Raw genomic sequence first — 14,422 nt, 5'->3', positions numbered from 1 at the left:
GGTGTGAACGTAGCCGCCGCCACAGGGGAGGGTCAAGGGATGACGACCGCCGCAGGTTCACGATTCGGCAACGGCCAACGGGGCCGGGCCAACCCGCCGACCTGGGCATTCCACTCCGGGCCCGGCCCGGCGAAGCCGGCGGTGGTCGACCAGATCAAGGGGCACATCCTGCACCACCGCCTCAAGCCCGGTGACCCGCTGCCCAGCGAGAACGAGCTCTGCGAGATCTTCGGCGCAAGCCGCTCCAGCGTCCGCGAGGCGGTCAAGGTGCTGGACGCGCTCGACATCGTCCAGGTCCGGCACGGCCACGGCACCTTCGTCGGCCGGCTCAGCCTCTCCGCCCTGGTGGAGAGCCTGAGCTTCCGTGGACTGCTCAGCCCCGACGACGACTTCCGGGTGCTCTCCGACCTGGTCGACGTCCGCGAGCTGTTCGAGCGTGCCATGGCGGTCCGGATCATCGACGCCCTGCTCCCCGTCCACCTGGAGCAACTCGGCTCACTGGTCGGCGAGATGGAGCAGCGCCTGGCCCGCGGCCAGGACATCGTGGCGGCCGACCGGAGCTTCCACGCGCTGCTGCTGCAACCACTGGCCAACGAGCTGGTCGCGCAACTCTCCTCCGCCTGCTGGGAGGTGCACGCCGTGGTCGCCCCGCACCTGAACATCGTCACCGCGCAGGACGAGGCCGACACCGTGGACGCCCACCGCGGCATGGTCGAGGCGCTGCGGATCGGCGATCCGCAGCGGTTCACCGACGCGGTGCGCCGGCACTACGTCCCGGTCCGCCGGCGGATCGCCGCCGCCCGCGCGGAGGCCGTCGCCGCGCGGAGCTGACGGGGTGCCGGTCCGTGAAGGACCCTGGGTCGGATGACAGACATCTGATGTCTGATCTACGATCTGGGCGCTCCCCCCGGCCCGTCCTCCCGGAGACCCCCATGCCGCTGACCGACCTCACCCTCGACGAGTGCCTGGCCTACCGCCCGCAGCTCCCCGAACCCGCCGACCTGGACGCGTTCTGGCAGCGCACCCTCGCCGCGGCCGGGCCGGTCGAACGCCCCGAACTCGTCCCCGTCGACAACGGACTGACGCTGGTGGACAGCTACCGGCTGACCGTCCCCGGCTTCGGCGGCCACCCCGTCCACGGCCGCCTCCAGCTGCCCGCCGGCGCGAGCGGCCCGCTGGGCTGCGTCGTCGAGTACCTCGGTTACGGGCGCGGCGCGGGACTGCCGCACGAGAACCTGAGCTACGCCTGCGCCGGATACGCCCACCTGATCATGGACACCCGCGGCCAGGGCTGGTCCGCCGCGCCCGGCCGCACCGACGACCCGGCCCCCCAACCCGCGGGCGCCGTCCCCGGGTTCGTCACCCGCGGCCTGGGCCACCCCGACGACTACTACTACCGACGGGTCTACACCGACGCGGTGCGCTTCCTGGCCGCCGCCCGCACCCTGCCGCAGGTCGACCCGGACCGGGTCGCCGTCACCGGCATCAGCCAGGGCGGCGGCATCTCGCTCGCGGTGGCCGCCCTCGCCGACGCCCCACCCGCCGCGGTGCTGCCCGACGTCCCGTTCCTGTGCGACTTCCCGCGCGGCGTGCGCACCGCCGCCGAGCCGCCGTACACCGAGATCGCCGAGTACCTGAGGCTGCACCGGGACCGCACCACCCGGGCGTTCGCCACCCTCGCCTACTTCGACGCCGCCCTGCTGGCCGCCCGCGCGCAGGCCCCGGCGCTGTTCTCGATCGCGCTGATGGACCCGATCTGCCCGCCGTCCGGACCGTTCGCCGCCTACCACGCGTACGGGGGCGAGAAGGCCCTGAAGGTCTACGAGTTCAACGGCCACGAGGGCGGCGGCGAAGTCCACCTGGCGGCCAAGCTGGCCTGGCTGCGCGAGCGCCTCGGCTGAGCCGGGGCGCGACCTGCGGGGCGTCGCGCGGACGCGAAGGACCGGACCGGCCGCAGTGTGCGCGGCCGGTCCGGTCCGGTTCCGGGGAGGAGCGGGGGCTAGCCGGCCTTCACGGCGCAGGAGGCGCCGTTCAGGGTGAACGCGGTCGGGGCGGTGTTCGCGGTGGTCCAGCTGCCGGTGAAGCCGAACGAGGTCGAACTGCCGGGCGCGATGGCGCCGTTGTAGCCCAGGTTGGTGACGGTCACCTTGGACCCGCTCTGGGTGACGTTGCCGTTCCACAGCGAGCCGACGGTCTGCCCGCTCGGGAAGGTCCACACCACCGACCAGCCGTTGATCGCCGCAGTGCCCTTGTTCGCCAGGGTGACGTTGGCGCCGAAGCCGCCGCCCCACTGGCTGGACACCGCGTAGGTGACCTCACAGGCCGTGCCGCCGGTCGGCGAGGAGGACGGGGACGAGGACGGCGAGGTGGAGGCGGAGGGTGACGGGGAGGCGGACGTCGAGGTGCTCGGGCTCGGGCTGCTGCTCGTGCTGGCCGACGGCGAGGGCGAGACGCCGCCCGCGGTGTCGCCGTACACGATGCCCCGGCCGTTGGTGCTCAGGTAGACCCGGCCGTAGATCCGCGGGTCGCCGGTGATCGCGGCGCCGGTCCAACCCCACTGGTGGGCGTCGTCGTTGATCCGGATCCAGCTCGCGCCGGCGTCGTCGGAGCGGTAGACGCCGCGCACGCCGCCGACCTTCGCGGAGGAGTACATCGCCGGGTAGGTTCTGCCGGGGGCGGCCTTGCCGAAGCCGATGTTGTCGGCCTGGTCGACGCCCGCCTGCTTGGCGAAGGTCGCGCCGCCGTCGGTGGAGTGCCACAGGCCGTAGCTGGTGGTGGCGGTGCCGCCGGCGAGCCAGACGTCGCCCTTCACGCCCGGGACGGCCTTGAAGCGGACCGACTCGGTGGGCAGGCCGGTGGCCTTCGCGGTGAAGGTCGCGCCGGCGTCGGTGGAGACGTAGAAGGTGCCGCCGGACCAGCCGTAGAAGGTCTTCGGGTCGACCCGGTCGGCCTGCACGCCCGCGCCCGCCGGAATGCCCGTCGAGGCCGTCCAGGAGCCGCTGAACCCGGTGGAGCGGTACACGCCGGCGCCCTTCGGGCTCCACACCGTGGCGGAGCCGTCCGCGGCCAGCGCGACCTGACCGCCGCCGGTCACGCCGCTCGGCTCGGACGAGGCGGCGAACCAGGTGGAGCCGCCGTCGGTGGAGTAGCCGATGTGCTTCTCGGTGGAACCCGAGGCGGTCTCGCCGACCCGCACCATGGTGGCCGGGGAGGACTCCGCGAAGTCCATCGAGGTGCCGGAGGTCAGGTTCGGCTGGGAGAAGGCCTTCGCCGGGATCTTGGTCACGTCGTCGTGCTTGAACCCGCCCAGGTCGCCCAGCGAGCTCAGCAGCGGCGCCCCGGTCGGCGGCGAGATCAGGTCGTTGACCGCGGTCTCCTCAAGTCCCTTGACCACGGGGGCGATCGACACCTTGGCGCCCTTGTCGAAGGCCGTCAGGTTGGCGGAGCCGTACAGCGTCGCGCCGGTGCCGTACATCATCCGGTCGGAGTCGAACGGGTCGATCTCCAGCGACTCGGTCATCCACCCGAGCTTCGGGGACTCCTCCGGCGCCGACACGTTGGCGTTGAAGGTCAGCCACGGCACCGAGGAGATGTCGATGCCGTACTGGTCGACCCGGGTCGGGTAGCCGTTGTACGACCAGAACGGCTTCCAGGTCGCACCCGAGTCGGTGGAGCGCCAGATCTGGGTGTCCGGCCACCACGAGCTGTAGCCGGTCACCATCAGCACGTTCGGGTGCTGGCGGTCGATGGTCAGACCCGAGTAGCCGAAGTAGTTGTTGCCGGTGTCCGAGGACGGCACCGGGCTGACGTTCGACCAGGTCCCGGTGGCGGTCGCGTACTTCCACACGTCGCCGTGCGCGCCGTCGTACGGGCCGCCGGTGTCGGAGTACGAGACGAACAGGTTGCCGCCGCTCGCGTCCAGCACCGCCTTGTGCGGGACGAAGCCGGTCGGCTGGCCGCCGATCCGGGTCCAGGTCGAACCGCCGTCGTCCGAGCGGTAGACGCTGTTCTGCTTGTCCGCGACCCCGACGAACACGGTCTTGGTCACGCCGTTCACGGTGCCGCTGCCCTGGTCGAACACCTCCCACAGGATGCCCAGCGGGTCGCTCTGGTAGCCCGAGGCGTCGGACGGGTCCGGCGCGTACGTGCCGGTGACGGGGAAGGCGCCGACCTTCGACCAGGTCGCGCCGTAGTCCGTGCTGCGCCACAGACCGTTGCCGCTCGGCGCGCCGAACCACAGCACCGCGTCGTTGTTCGGGTCGATGGTCAGCCGCTCGCCCATGCCGCGGCCCGGCATGTTGCCGCCGATCTTGAACGGCAGGGTGGTGCGCTGCCAGGTCGCGCCCTGGTCGGCGGAGCGCAGGATCGCGCCGTTCGCCGGGTCCCAGCTGTTGGTGTAGCTGCCCGCCGCCACGTACACCCGCTTCGGGTCCTTGGCGTCGGTGGCCAGGCTGGCGACACCGGTCAGGTTCCAGTTGTCCCAGCCCACCGAGTCCAGCAGCGGGATCCACTGCTTGCTGACCGGGTCCTGCCGGTACGCGCCGCCGACGTCCGTGCGGGCGTACACCAGGCCCTTCTGCCCCTGGTTGAAGACGATGCCCGGGATGAACCCGCCACCGCCGATCTGCACGTTGTTCCAGCTGTACGCCTGGCTGGCGGATGCCGCCGACTCCGCTGCGCTGGCCGACAGTTGGGGCAGGGCGGCGGTCGCGACACCGGCGGCGAGGGCGGCCGCGACGGCCACCGTCGCCAGCACCGGCCGGCGTCCGCGCACCGGCGGCCGCTGCACGGCCCGGCGCTCCAGGGGGACAGATGGCATGGGGGACTCTCCTAGCTCGCGGGTGGGGACCACCAGCTAGCGGGCCCGCCCGCCCCGCCGACAACGAAACAGTTTCGAAGCTCGGCAAAGTCGCAGGTCAGTGCTGCGCCCGAGGTGAAAGGTACATCGCTCGGCGGTCGGATCGGGGCTCCCCGGGCGGCAGTTGACACCGCGTCGGGCCGCGCGGCGGGCCGCGTTCGACACATATTCGACAGGTCTTTCGCCTGCGTGCGACCCACGCGACCGCCCCGCCCGGCACCCCGCCGGGCCGTATTCGACAGTCGTTCGACAGCCTTGTACCAGTGCCCGCGGCCCGGTGCGAGCCCGCCGACCGTCAGCCTCCCTGCGGCCGGCCGCCCAGCCGCGGGGCGAGCACCGCCAGCAGCGGCGGCACCAGCACCGCGTTGGGGTGACTCAGCGGCACCTGGAACACCGGCTGCTGCTCGCCGCTGCGGTACAGGAACACCGAACCGCCGGACACCCGCACCGGCTCCAGCGCGCGCCAGGACAGCGCCCGCTTGTTGGCCGCCAGCCCGTCCCGGTCCAGCCGCAGGCCCGCCACCGAAACCGGCTCCCCGTCCGCGACCTGCTCGACGAACCGGGCCAGCAGCCGGGGCTCGACCCGATCCTGCAGCAGCCCGACCAGCGCCGTCCACTCCGCCGGCGGCGCCTGCTTGCCGAGCGTCAGGAACTCGACGTCCGCCAGCCCGCCCCGGCCGCTCAGGCCCGTCCCCACCCCGAAGTAGTACGTGGTGGAATGCGAACTCGGGCCCAGGAAACGGCGGGTGACGCTGTGCACGACCGGGTACCGCAGCCAGTCGATGGCGTCGAGTGCCAGCGACTCCTTGCCGTAGGCGATCTCCCGGGTGTCCGCGTAGAGGCGCTTCCACGCGTGCTTGGTGTCCAGGACGACTGAGGCCGCCCGCGGCGGCGGGGGTGTCGCCCGCTCCGTGGGCCGCCGTTCCGCGGGCGACTGCTTCGCGCCGGCCAGGTGGCGGGTCAGCCAGGCCGGGACGGCGGTGCGCGGGTAGGCGAGCAGGTCCTCGCGGTAGTGCTCGGGACGCAGCAGGTCGTTCTCCGGCAGCGGTTCGTCGCCGTAGTCGTAGCCGGTGATCACCCCGGCGCCGGCACCGGGCCGGAGGTCGGCGGTGAGGACCAGCCGCCACCAGGGACCGGCCGGCAGCTGCGCGGCGAGGTGCCGCTGACGGCGGACCAGGACGGCCAGCTGCTCCGGTACCCGGACCTCGGTGGTCCGGCCGCCGGCCCGGAAGCTCAGCCGGGCGACCTCCGCGGAGACGGTGCAGGAGAACACGGCGGTGAAGCTCTCCCACCCGGGCGGCCCGAGCAGCGACAGCTGCTGCACGATCGGGTCGACCAGCCCGGCCGCGCGCGCCGCCAGCAGGTCCTCGGGCGGCTCGTCGACGACCGTGAAGGAGGCGATGCCGGGCGCGCCGTCGGAGACGGCGAGCCGCCCGAACTCGGCGGCGAACCCGTCCATGAAGGTCTCCTCGGCCGACCGCCGGCGGACGAACGCCTCCTCGGCGCAGAACAGCCCGCGCACCAGGTGCGGCGGCAGCGAGGAGGTGGCCTCCTTGACCCGCCCCAGGTCGCTGACCAGGAACACCGAGCGGCCCACCGGCAGGTCCAGGAACGCCATCGGGTCGCTCTCGTCCACCGCCACCGGCGCGTGCACGAACCAGCCGCACGCGAAACGCTCGGCGGCCAGCGCGTCGACCGGGTAGTCCGCGCCGCGCGCCTCGACCCACTCGGTCACCAGCTGCACGGCCCGCTCGCGGCTCAGCGGCCCGCGGGCGCCGGGCGCCGGCAGCTGCGCCAGCGGATGGTCCGGGTCGTCGTCGCCGGTGCCCGGGCCGGTGTAGTGGTTCGTCAGGTCGAACCAGAGCAGCAGCTCGTGGGCGGAGTCCTCGTCGGTGGCGTCGCAGACGATCCGCCAGTCGCCCTCCGCGGCCCGGCCGAACACCAGGTACCCGCGATCGTGGCGGCACAGCACGTACCCCGCCCGGTGGGCGTCGCCGAACGCCGCCATCCGGGCGAGGTCCGGCGGGGAGCTGTCCGTGCATCGCCCGTACTGCTCGCCCAGCACGTCCAGCGCGGTCAACTCGTAACGCGGCATCGGCCGTTCTCCCACTCGACGCGGACGGATGCAACCGGCAACGACCCTAGCCGATCCGTATGCGCCTCGTTCGTACCGGAGTTGGGCGGATTCTGCGGTCAACCTGCGTTCTGGGAACAGGAGTTCTGGCTCGCCCCGCAGCGGAGGGCGGCTCGCTGCGGGGCGCGGCCGTCAGCAGGACTGGCGGACCACCAGGTGGGTGGGGAGGACCACGGAGCGGGACGGGGCCGGATCGCGGAGCAGCTCCACGGCGCGCGCGCCGAGGTCCTCGACCGGCTGGCGGACGGTGGTCAGGCCCGGCCGGGCGGTCGCGGCGGCCGGCGAGTCGTCGAACCCGATCACCGCCACGTCGTCCGGAACCCGTCGGCCGAGCCGGCGCAGCGCCCGCAGCGCGCCCACCGCCATCGCGTCCGAGGCGGCGAACACCGCGTCCACGTCCGGGTGCTGGCCGAGCAGCTTGAGCATCGCGTGCTCGCCCGAGCGGGACCCGAAGTCGCCGTACGCGACCGCGCAGCGGGTCGGGTCGCCGTGGTCGGTCAGCGCCCGCCGGTACCCGGCCAGCCGGTCCGCGCCCGCCGCGGTGTCGGGCGGCCCGGCGATGGTGGCGATCCGGCGGCGCCCGGCCCGGTGCAGCAGGTGGACGGCCGCGCGGGCGCCGCTCAGGTTGTCGGCGTCCACGTGTGCCAGGCGCTGCGACTGCGGCGGACGGCCGAGCGAGACCACGGGCACGCCCGCGGCCTGCAGCAGGCCCGGGAGCGCCGGATCGCCCCACCGTCCGACCAGCAGCACGCCGTCCACGTGGCCGCCGCACAGGTAGCGCACCAGCGAGGGCCGGGCCTGCCCAGGACCTGCGGTGAGCACCACCAACTCCCGGTCCGGGACCACGCGTTGCGCGCCGGCGAGGAGCCGGACCGGGAACGGGTCGGCGTGGAAGCGCAGCACGTCGGCGAAGGCCACCACGGCGATCGCCCCGGTGTCCCGGGCGGTCGACGCGGGCGCCCGACGCCGCACGTAGTGGAGTTCGCGGGCGGCGCACTCGACCTTCGCCGCGATCTCGGTCGACACCGGCGCGGAGCGGTTCAGCACCCGGGACGCGGTGGCGCTGGAGACGCCCGCGCGGGCCGCGACCTGGGCGAGCGTCGGACCGGGTGAGGCGCACGGACCGACGTCGTCCGCTTCGAGGTCGCCCCTGGCGAGGCCGGCGGGGGCGCGGCCGCCCGGACCGGGATCGTCCGGGGCGGGGTGCACGGGGGTCGGGAACGGGACGGGACCGCCCGGCAGACGGGTGGTGCCGATCGGGTGGGGGAGCGGGTGAACGGGCAACGCGGTCGCCCTTCCTGGCGCGGGGTGGGGGATGCCGTGGCCACCCGCCCGGGGCCACCGGCTCCCGCACCGTAGGTGCGTCGTCGGTGGACCGTCAAGAGGCGTGACACGACGGGATTTCACGCCCGCCCGGGATGTCCGGTCCGCCGAAGATCGCCACAGTTGCCGCCGGAAGGCCGAGTTGGGGCCTGACGGTGCGTCGGGTCGGCGGCCCTGCCGGTCCGCTGCCAGTCCGGTGCCAGTCGGGTGCCAGCCCCGTGCCAGGCCCGCCCCGGAGGCTGGCGCAACCGGACCCCGGCGGCCGAGAGCCCCGGTGGACCGCCCCCGTTTCCCCCGACCCGGAGGCCCCGTCGTGACAACCCCCGCTCCCTCGCCCCGCCGCTGGTGGGCCCTGGGCGCCCTGGTCCTGAGCGTCCTGGTGGTCGGTCTGGACGGCACCATCGTCAACGTCGCCCTGCCGACCCTCGCCGCGGACCTCGGCGCCGACAGCAGCCAGCTCCTCTGGATCGGCGGCGGCTACCTGCTGACCTTCAGCGTGGCGATGCTCCCGGTCGGCCGGCTCGGCGACCGGCACGGCCACCGGCGCCTGCTGCTCACCGGCCTCGCCCTGTTCGGCCTCACCTCGCTGGCCGGCGCCCTGGTCCACTCCCCGGGCGCGGTGATCGCGGTGCGCACCGCGCTCGGCCTGGGCGCCGCGATGATCCTGCCGATCTCGATGGCGCTGCTGCCCCGGATCTTCGCGAAGGAGGAGATCTCCAAGGCCATCGCCGTCTGGACGGCCGCCGCCGCCGTCGGCATGCCCGCCGGCCCGGTCGTCGGCGGCTGGCTGCTCGACCACTACTGGTGGGGCTCGGTGTTCCTGTTCAACCTCCCCGTGGTCGCCCTCGCCCTGGTGGCGAGCCGCCTGCTGCTGGCCGCCGACCCGGAACCCGCGGGCGCCGCGGTCCCGTTCGACACCCTGGGGACCGTGCTGAGCGCGGTGGGAATCACCTCCCTCGTGTACGGGACGATCATGGTGCCGACGGACGGCTGGGCCGATCCGGTGGTGGTCGGCGCGCTGCTCGCCGGAGCGGTCCTGCTCGCCGGCTTCCTGCTGCACCAACGCCGCACCCCCGGCGCGCTGGTGGACCTCGGACTGTTCACCGACCGGAGCTTCGCCTGGGGCACCCTCACCGCGGTGTTCGGCAACTTCGCGATCATGGGCATCCTGTTCGTGGTGCCGCAGTACCTGGCGGCCGTGCAGGGCTTCGACGCCTTCGGCACCGGCCTGCGGGTGCTGCCGCTGATCGGCGGCCTGATGGTCTCCGCCGGACTCAGCGAGGGACTGGTGCCGAGGCTCGGCGCCCGCACGGTCGTCCCGGCCGGCCTGCTCCTCCTCGCCGCCGGCGCGCTGCTCGGCGCGGCCACCGGCACCGGCAGCGGCTACGGCTTCACCGCGCTCTGGCTCGCCGTCCTCGGCGTCGGCTTCGGCCTGGCCGTCGTCCCCTCCACCAGCCTGGTGCTCGCCACCCTCCCGGAGGACGACGCCGGCGCCGGCACCAGCCTCCTGGAGACACTCCAGCAGGTCGGCGGCGTCCTCGGCGTGGCCGGACTCGGCAGCCTGCTCAGCGCCGGTTACCTCGGCCGGATCGACGTCCACGGCCTGCCCGCACCCGCTGCCGCCACCGCCCGGGACTCGGTGGCCGCCGCCGACGCCGTCGCCCGCGAGCTGGGCGACCCGGCGCTGCTCGCCTCCGCGCACGGCGCCTTCGTCCACGGCATGAGCCAGGTGCTGACCGCCTGCGGCGCGGTGGCGGTGCTGGCCGCGGTCCTCGCGGCGGTGTTCCTGCCCGGCCGTCCGAAGGGCGTCGTGGAGCCGCAGAGCGCCGCGCCGGTCGCGGTCTGACGGTCCGTCGGGTCAGGGCCCGGACGGCAGGGCGAGCGGACGGTGGGCGGCGGTGCGGCGGCCGTGCTCGTACGCGGCGGTGAAGGCGGCCGGGGCGAGCGCCGCCCCGGCGGTGGCGGTGGCGCGCCGGACGTCCGGGCTGCGGGAGGCCGGGTAGCCGCGCAACGCGTGCGCGGCGCCCAGCAGTTCGGCGGCCCGGGCGGGTTCGTCGCGGGCGGCGGCGAGCGCGGCCAGGCCCTCGGCGACGGCCGCCGGGGCGTCCCGGTCCGTCACCCGCCCGTCCCGGAGCGCGGCCAGCGCCCGGTCGTGCCAGTCCGCCGCGGCCGCCAGGTCGCCGCCCTGCTCGGCGAGGCATCCGAACCGGCCGTGGACGAGGGCCAACAGCCGTGGAGTCTCCGCCCGTTCGGCCCGTGGTTCGAGCATCGCCAGCGCCCGGAGCAGCGGCTCGCGGGCTGTCGCCAGGTCGCCGGTGCGCCGGGCCAGGTCGCTGAGCGCGAGCAGGCCGGTGACGGCGTTGGCGTGCTCGCCCAGCCGCTCGGCGGCGGCCACGCCCTGCTCCAGGTCCGCCCGGCCGCGCACCGGGTCGCCGGCCTCGATCCGGGCCCGGCCCAACTGGACCAGCACCAGGGCGCACCGGTCCAGCCGCTCGCCCGCCGACACGGTGCCGAACGCCTCCTCGCCGAGCCGGACGGCCTCCTCGCCCTCGCCCCGGATCAGCGCCAGCTCCAGCAGCCCGCCGATCGCCGCATTGCGGCCCCACAGGTCGCCCAGGCCGGTGAACTCGCGGTAACCGGACCGGAGTTGCGCACCCGCCGAACCCAGTTCGCCGTCGGTCAGCGCCAGCTGCCCGAGCGCGGTGCGGGCCGCCGCCCGCACCCAGGGATCGGCGTGCCCAGCGGCCGCCAGCAGGCCCTCCCGGGCCGCCGCGAGGTCGCCCGACAGCAGCGCGCAGGCCGGCCCGGCGAGGACCAGCACCGGGTGCCGCGGCGGCTGCGGAACGTCCGCCAGCACCGCCGCCACGGCGTCCCGGACGGCAGCCGGCGCCGGCCGGCCGTCGGCGTTCAGCGCCGGCACCAGGACGGCGAGGAACGTGCACATCGCGTACGCGTCCCGCAGCTCCGACGGCGGCTCGCCGCCGACCAGTTCGCGCACCGCCCGGGCCCAGCCGCCGGCCTCGGCGGCGTGGTCGCCGATCAGCCAGAACCAGGCCAGCGCGCCCAGCAGCCGCAACGCCCCCACCGGGTCGGCCCGGTCGACGAGGTGCCCCAACGCGGCGTTGAAGTTGTCCCGTTCGGCGCCCAGGCGGGTCGCCCAGCGCAGCTGGTCGTGGCGGCGCAGCTCCGGCTCGGCGCGCTCGGCGAGGGCCAGGAAGGCGGCGGCGTGGGCGTCGCGGGCCCGGCCCGCCTCGCCGGACTCCGCCAACTTCTCGGCCGCATAGGCCCGGACGGTCTCCAGCAGGTGGTAGCGCACCCCGCCGTCGCCGTCGCCGTCGCCGTCGCCGCCGCCGTCCCAGCCGTCCCCGGTTCCGGTGGGCGCGGCCGTCACCAGCGACTTGTCAATCAGTGCGGCGATCACGTCGACCACCTCGGCCGCGGCGACCACATCGGGCGGGTCGGCGGCGTCGAACGCGCAGACCTGCTCGGCGAGTTCGGGCGCGGCGCCGCCCGCGAACACCGACAGGCGGCGCAGCACCGCGCGCTCCGCCCCGTCCAGCAGCTCCCAGCTCCAGTCGACCACGGCGCGCAGCGTCCGGTGGCGGGGCAGGGCGGACCGGTCGCCGCCGCCCAGCAGCCGGAAGCGGTCGCCGAGCCGGGCCGCGATCTGGTGCAGCGTCAGCGATCGCGTCCGGGCCGCGGCCAGCTCGATCGCCAGCGGGATGCCGTCCAACTCCCGGCAGATCCCGACCACCAGCGCCGTCGTCGAGCCGTCCAGCCGGAACCCCGGCCGGACGGCGGCCGCCCGGTCGGCGAACAGGCGCACCGCGGCGTGCTCCAGCGCCTCCGCGGGCCCGAGGCCGCGGTCGTGCGCGGGCAGCGGCAGGGAGGGCACCGGGCAGAGCCGCTCCCCGGTGATCCCGAGCGGCTCCCGGCCGGTCGCCAGCACCCGCAGCTGCGGCGCCCGGGCCAGCAGCAGCGCCACCAACTCGGCGACGGGGTCCAGCAGATGCTCGCAGTTGTCGAGTACCAGGAGCAGCCGCCGGTTCTCCAGTGCGTCCACCAGGCGCTCGACCGCGGACCGCACCCCGCCGCGCGGCTCACCCACCCGCAGCGCGTCCGGCACCCCCACCGCCGCCAGCACCGCCTGCGGCACCTCGGCGGGCGCCCCGACCGCCGCCAGCGGCACCAGCCACACCCCGTCCGGACACTCCTCCGACAGTCCGTGGCCGACCTCCACCGCCAGCCGGGTCTTTCCGGCCCCACCGGGCCCGGTGAGGGTCACCAGCCGTTCGGTACGCAGCAGTCCGGCGACCGCCTCGCGCTCCCGCTCGCGGCCGACGAAGCTGGTCAGCGCGTTCGGGAGGTTGCCGCGGCGGACCGGGCCGACAGGCTCCGGTGTCGGCAACTCGTCGCGAAGGACCGCCAGTTGGACGGCGGTGAGCTCGGGGGAGGGGTCCACGCCCAGCCGGTCGGCCAGCTCCCGCCGGGTGCTCCCGTACACCTCCAGCGCGGCGGCCCGGCGTCCCGCGGCGACCAGCGCCCGCATCAGCTGCCCGGACAGCCGCTCGCGCAGCGGATGGGCAGCCGTCAGTGCCTCCAACTCGCCCACCAGGTACCGGCCTTCGCCGAGATCCAGCTCGGCCTCCACCCGGCTCTCCACGGCCGTCAGCCGCAACTCCTCCAGCCGGGCCGCCGCCGCGCTCGCGTACCCGGCGTCGGCGAGCTCGGCCAGGGCCGGTCCCCGCCACAGCGCCAAGGCCCGCCGCAGCACCGCCACCCGTTCCGCCGGGGCGTCCACCGCCCGCGCCGAGAGCACCAGCCGCTCGAACTCCACCGCGTCGATCCGCTCGGCCGCGACCCCCAGCCGGTACCCGCCCGGCACCGCCGCCACCAACTCCCGCCCGCCGAGCGCCCGCAACCGGGACACCAGGGTCTGCAGCGCGTTGGCCGGCGCCGCCGGCGGAGCGTCGCCCCACAGGTCCTCGACCAGCCGGTCCGGGGCGACCGCGCGCCCCTCCGCGACCGCCAGTCGGACCAGCAACGACCGCAGCCGCAGTCCGCTCACCTCGACGGCCCGCCCCGCGCCGTCCCACAGCGCCAACGGCCCGAGGATGCCGATACGCACCTGATCAACCTCCGGCCGTCATTCTGCCAGCCCGGCCCGGCAGTTCAGCCGCCGCCCGCACCCCGCGGGCCGGGCCGGCCAGGACGCCGGCGGAATTCCGAGCACCCCGGCGACCGCCGTCGGTACAGTCGGGCGATGTCCGAACTGACGCGGCTGCACGCCGACCACGCCCCCGCGGTCCTGGCCTTCGAGCTGGCGAACCGCAGCTACTTCGCGGCCTCGGTCCCCGACCGCGGCGACGAGTTCTTCGACCGGTTCGCGGACGGGTTCGACGCCGTGCTGGCCGAGCAGGAGGCCGGCGTCTGCGCCTTCCACGTGCTCCTCGCCGAGGACGGCTCGGTCATCGGCAGGTTCAACCTGTTCGACCTGGAGGACGGCGCCGCCCGACTCGGCTACCGGGTCGCGGAGCAGGTCGCCGGGCGCGGCGTGGCGACCGCGACCGTCCGGGAGCTGTGCCGGATCGCGGTCGCGCGGTACGGCCTGCACACCCTGCGGGCGGCCGCCGCTCACGACAACGCGGCGTCCCGGAAGGTGCTGACCAGGTCCGGGTTCGTCCCGGTCGGCCCGGCCGCCCCGGCCGATCTCGGGGGCGCGGCGGGCACCTGGTACGCGTGCGACCTCCGGGCCTGAACACCGGCGCGCCGCCCGGGGGCGACGCGGCCCGGGGGCGGCGGGAAGGGCTGCTGGGCTCCCCGCTCCCCTCGGGCCGGGGTCGGGCCCGAGCGGGCCGGTCGGCGGCCGGAGCAGGCGCGGGCCGCGGTCGGTGCGGGGGCGGTGCTGGCGCCGGCCGGGTGCTCCGGGACGGTGGAGGCTGGGTCGGGCGAGCCGAAGGTGCCGGCGGACAAGCTCACGGAGAGCACCGGACACTCCGGCCGACGACCACCCGAGTCCGGCGGCCTCGAAGGCGCCCTGAGCCGTCCGGCCGCCGGCGGTCCTCGCGACCACGACCCGGGGTGACTCGGTGTCAGTCCGGGCCTCA

At 75.3% G+C, this 14,422-nt stretch carries 8 protein-coding genes; 4 read left to right on the top strand and 4 right to left on the bottom strand.

The features are described 5' to 3' along the window. Positions 1–39: 39 nt before the first annotated feature. Both BX266_RS04880 and BX266_RS04875 read left to right on the top strand, forming a co-directional pair. Positions 40–831 (top strand): FadR/GntR family transcriptional regulator, encoded by a 792-nt coding sequence (locus BX266_RS04880; RefSeq protein WP_099897687.1) that lies wholly within the window; start codon positions 40–42, stop codon positions 829–831. Between the two features lie 101 nt (positions 832–932). Further along, a complete protein-coding gene (locus tag BX266_RS04875; protein ID WP_099897686.1) occupies positions 933–1,901 on the top strand; it encodes an acetylxylan esterase in 969 nt (322 codons plus the stop codon). A 98-nt stretch (positions 1,902–1,999) separates the two neighbouring features. On the opposite strand, the gene BX266_RS04870 is transcribed toward BX266_RS04875, so the two are convergent. From BX266_RS04870 to BX266_RS04860, 3 genes are all read right to left on the bottom strand, one after another. Beyond that, a complete protein-coding gene (locus BX266_RS04870; RefSeq protein ID WP_099897685.1) occupies positions 2,000–4,819 on the bottom strand; it encodes a cellulose binding domain-containing protein in 2,820 nt (939 codons plus the stop codon). Between the two features lie 334 nt (positions 4,820–5,153). Continuing rightward, complete coding sequence (locus tag BX266_RS04865) at positions 5,154–6,953, bottom strand: hypothetical protein (RefSeq protein WP_099897684.1); 1,800 nt, start codon at positions 6,951–6,953, stop codon at positions 5,154–5,156. A gap of 171 nt (positions 6,954–7,124) precedes the next feature. Beyond that, positions 7,125–8,276: a LacI family DNA-binding transcriptional regulator gene (locus tag BX266_RS04860; RefSeq protein WP_259464546.1), complete on the bottom strand. Its 1,152-nt coding sequence runs from the start codon at positions 8,274–8,276 to the stop codon at positions 7,125–7,127. A gap of 352 nt (positions 8,277–8,628) precedes the next feature. On the opposite strand from BX266_RS04860, the gene BX266_RS04855 reads away from it, so the two are divergent. Further along, positions 8,629–10,161 (top strand): MFS transporter, encoded by a 1,533-nt coding sequence (locus BX266_RS04855; RefSeq protein ID WP_099897683.1) that lies wholly within the window; start codon positions 8,629–8,631, stop codon positions 10,159–10,161. Positions 10,162–10,173: 12 nt separating this feature from the next. Here BX266_RS04855 and BX266_RS04850 read toward each other — a convergent pair whose 3' ends face one another. Next, entirely contained in the window at positions 10,174–13,443 is a 3,270-nt protein-coding gene (locus tag BX266_RS04850) for a BTAD domain-containing putative transcriptional regulator (RefSeq protein ID WP_099897682.1), read from the bottom strand. Positions 13,444–13,578: 135 nt separating this feature from the next. On the opposite strand from BX266_RS04850, the gene BX266_RS04845 reads away from it, so the two are divergent. Beyond that, entirely contained in the window at positions 13,579–14,073 is a 495-nt protein-coding gene (locus BX266_RS04845) for a GNAT family N-acetyltransferase (RefSeq protein WP_099897681.1), read from the top strand. The last annotated feature ends 349 nt before the right edge of the window (positions 14,074–14,422 follow it).

Origin of the sequence: Streptomyces sp. TLI_171, from assembly GCF_003610255.1 — a bacterium.
Classification (GTDB): Bacteria; Actinomycetota; Actinomycetes; order Streptomycetales; family Streptomycetaceae; genus Kitasatospora.
Note: the sequence above shows the minus strand (reverse complement) of the source record. Positions and strands in the feature narration are given on the sequence as shown.

Coding starts and splice junctions, on each gene's coding strand:
- BX266_RS04880 (WP_099897687.1), top strand. CDS start 40: ATGACGACCGCCGCAGGTTCACGATTCGGCAACGGCCAACGGGGCCGG.
- BX266_RS04875 (WP_099897686.1), top strand. CDS start 933: ATGCCGCTGACCGACCTCACCCTCGACGAGTGCCTGGCCTACCGCCCG.
- BX266_RS04870 (WP_099897685.1), bottom strand. CDS start 4,819: ATGCCATCTGTCCCCCTGGAGCGCCGGGCCGTGCAGCGGCCGCCGGTG.
- BX266_RS04865 (WP_099897684.1), bottom strand. CDS start 6,953: ATGCCGCGTTACGAGTTGACCGCGCTGGACGTGCTGGGCGAGCAGTAC.
- BX266_RS04845 (WP_099897681.1), top strand. CDS start 13,579: ATGTCCGAACTGACGCGGCTGCACGCCGACCACGCCCCCGCGGTCCTG.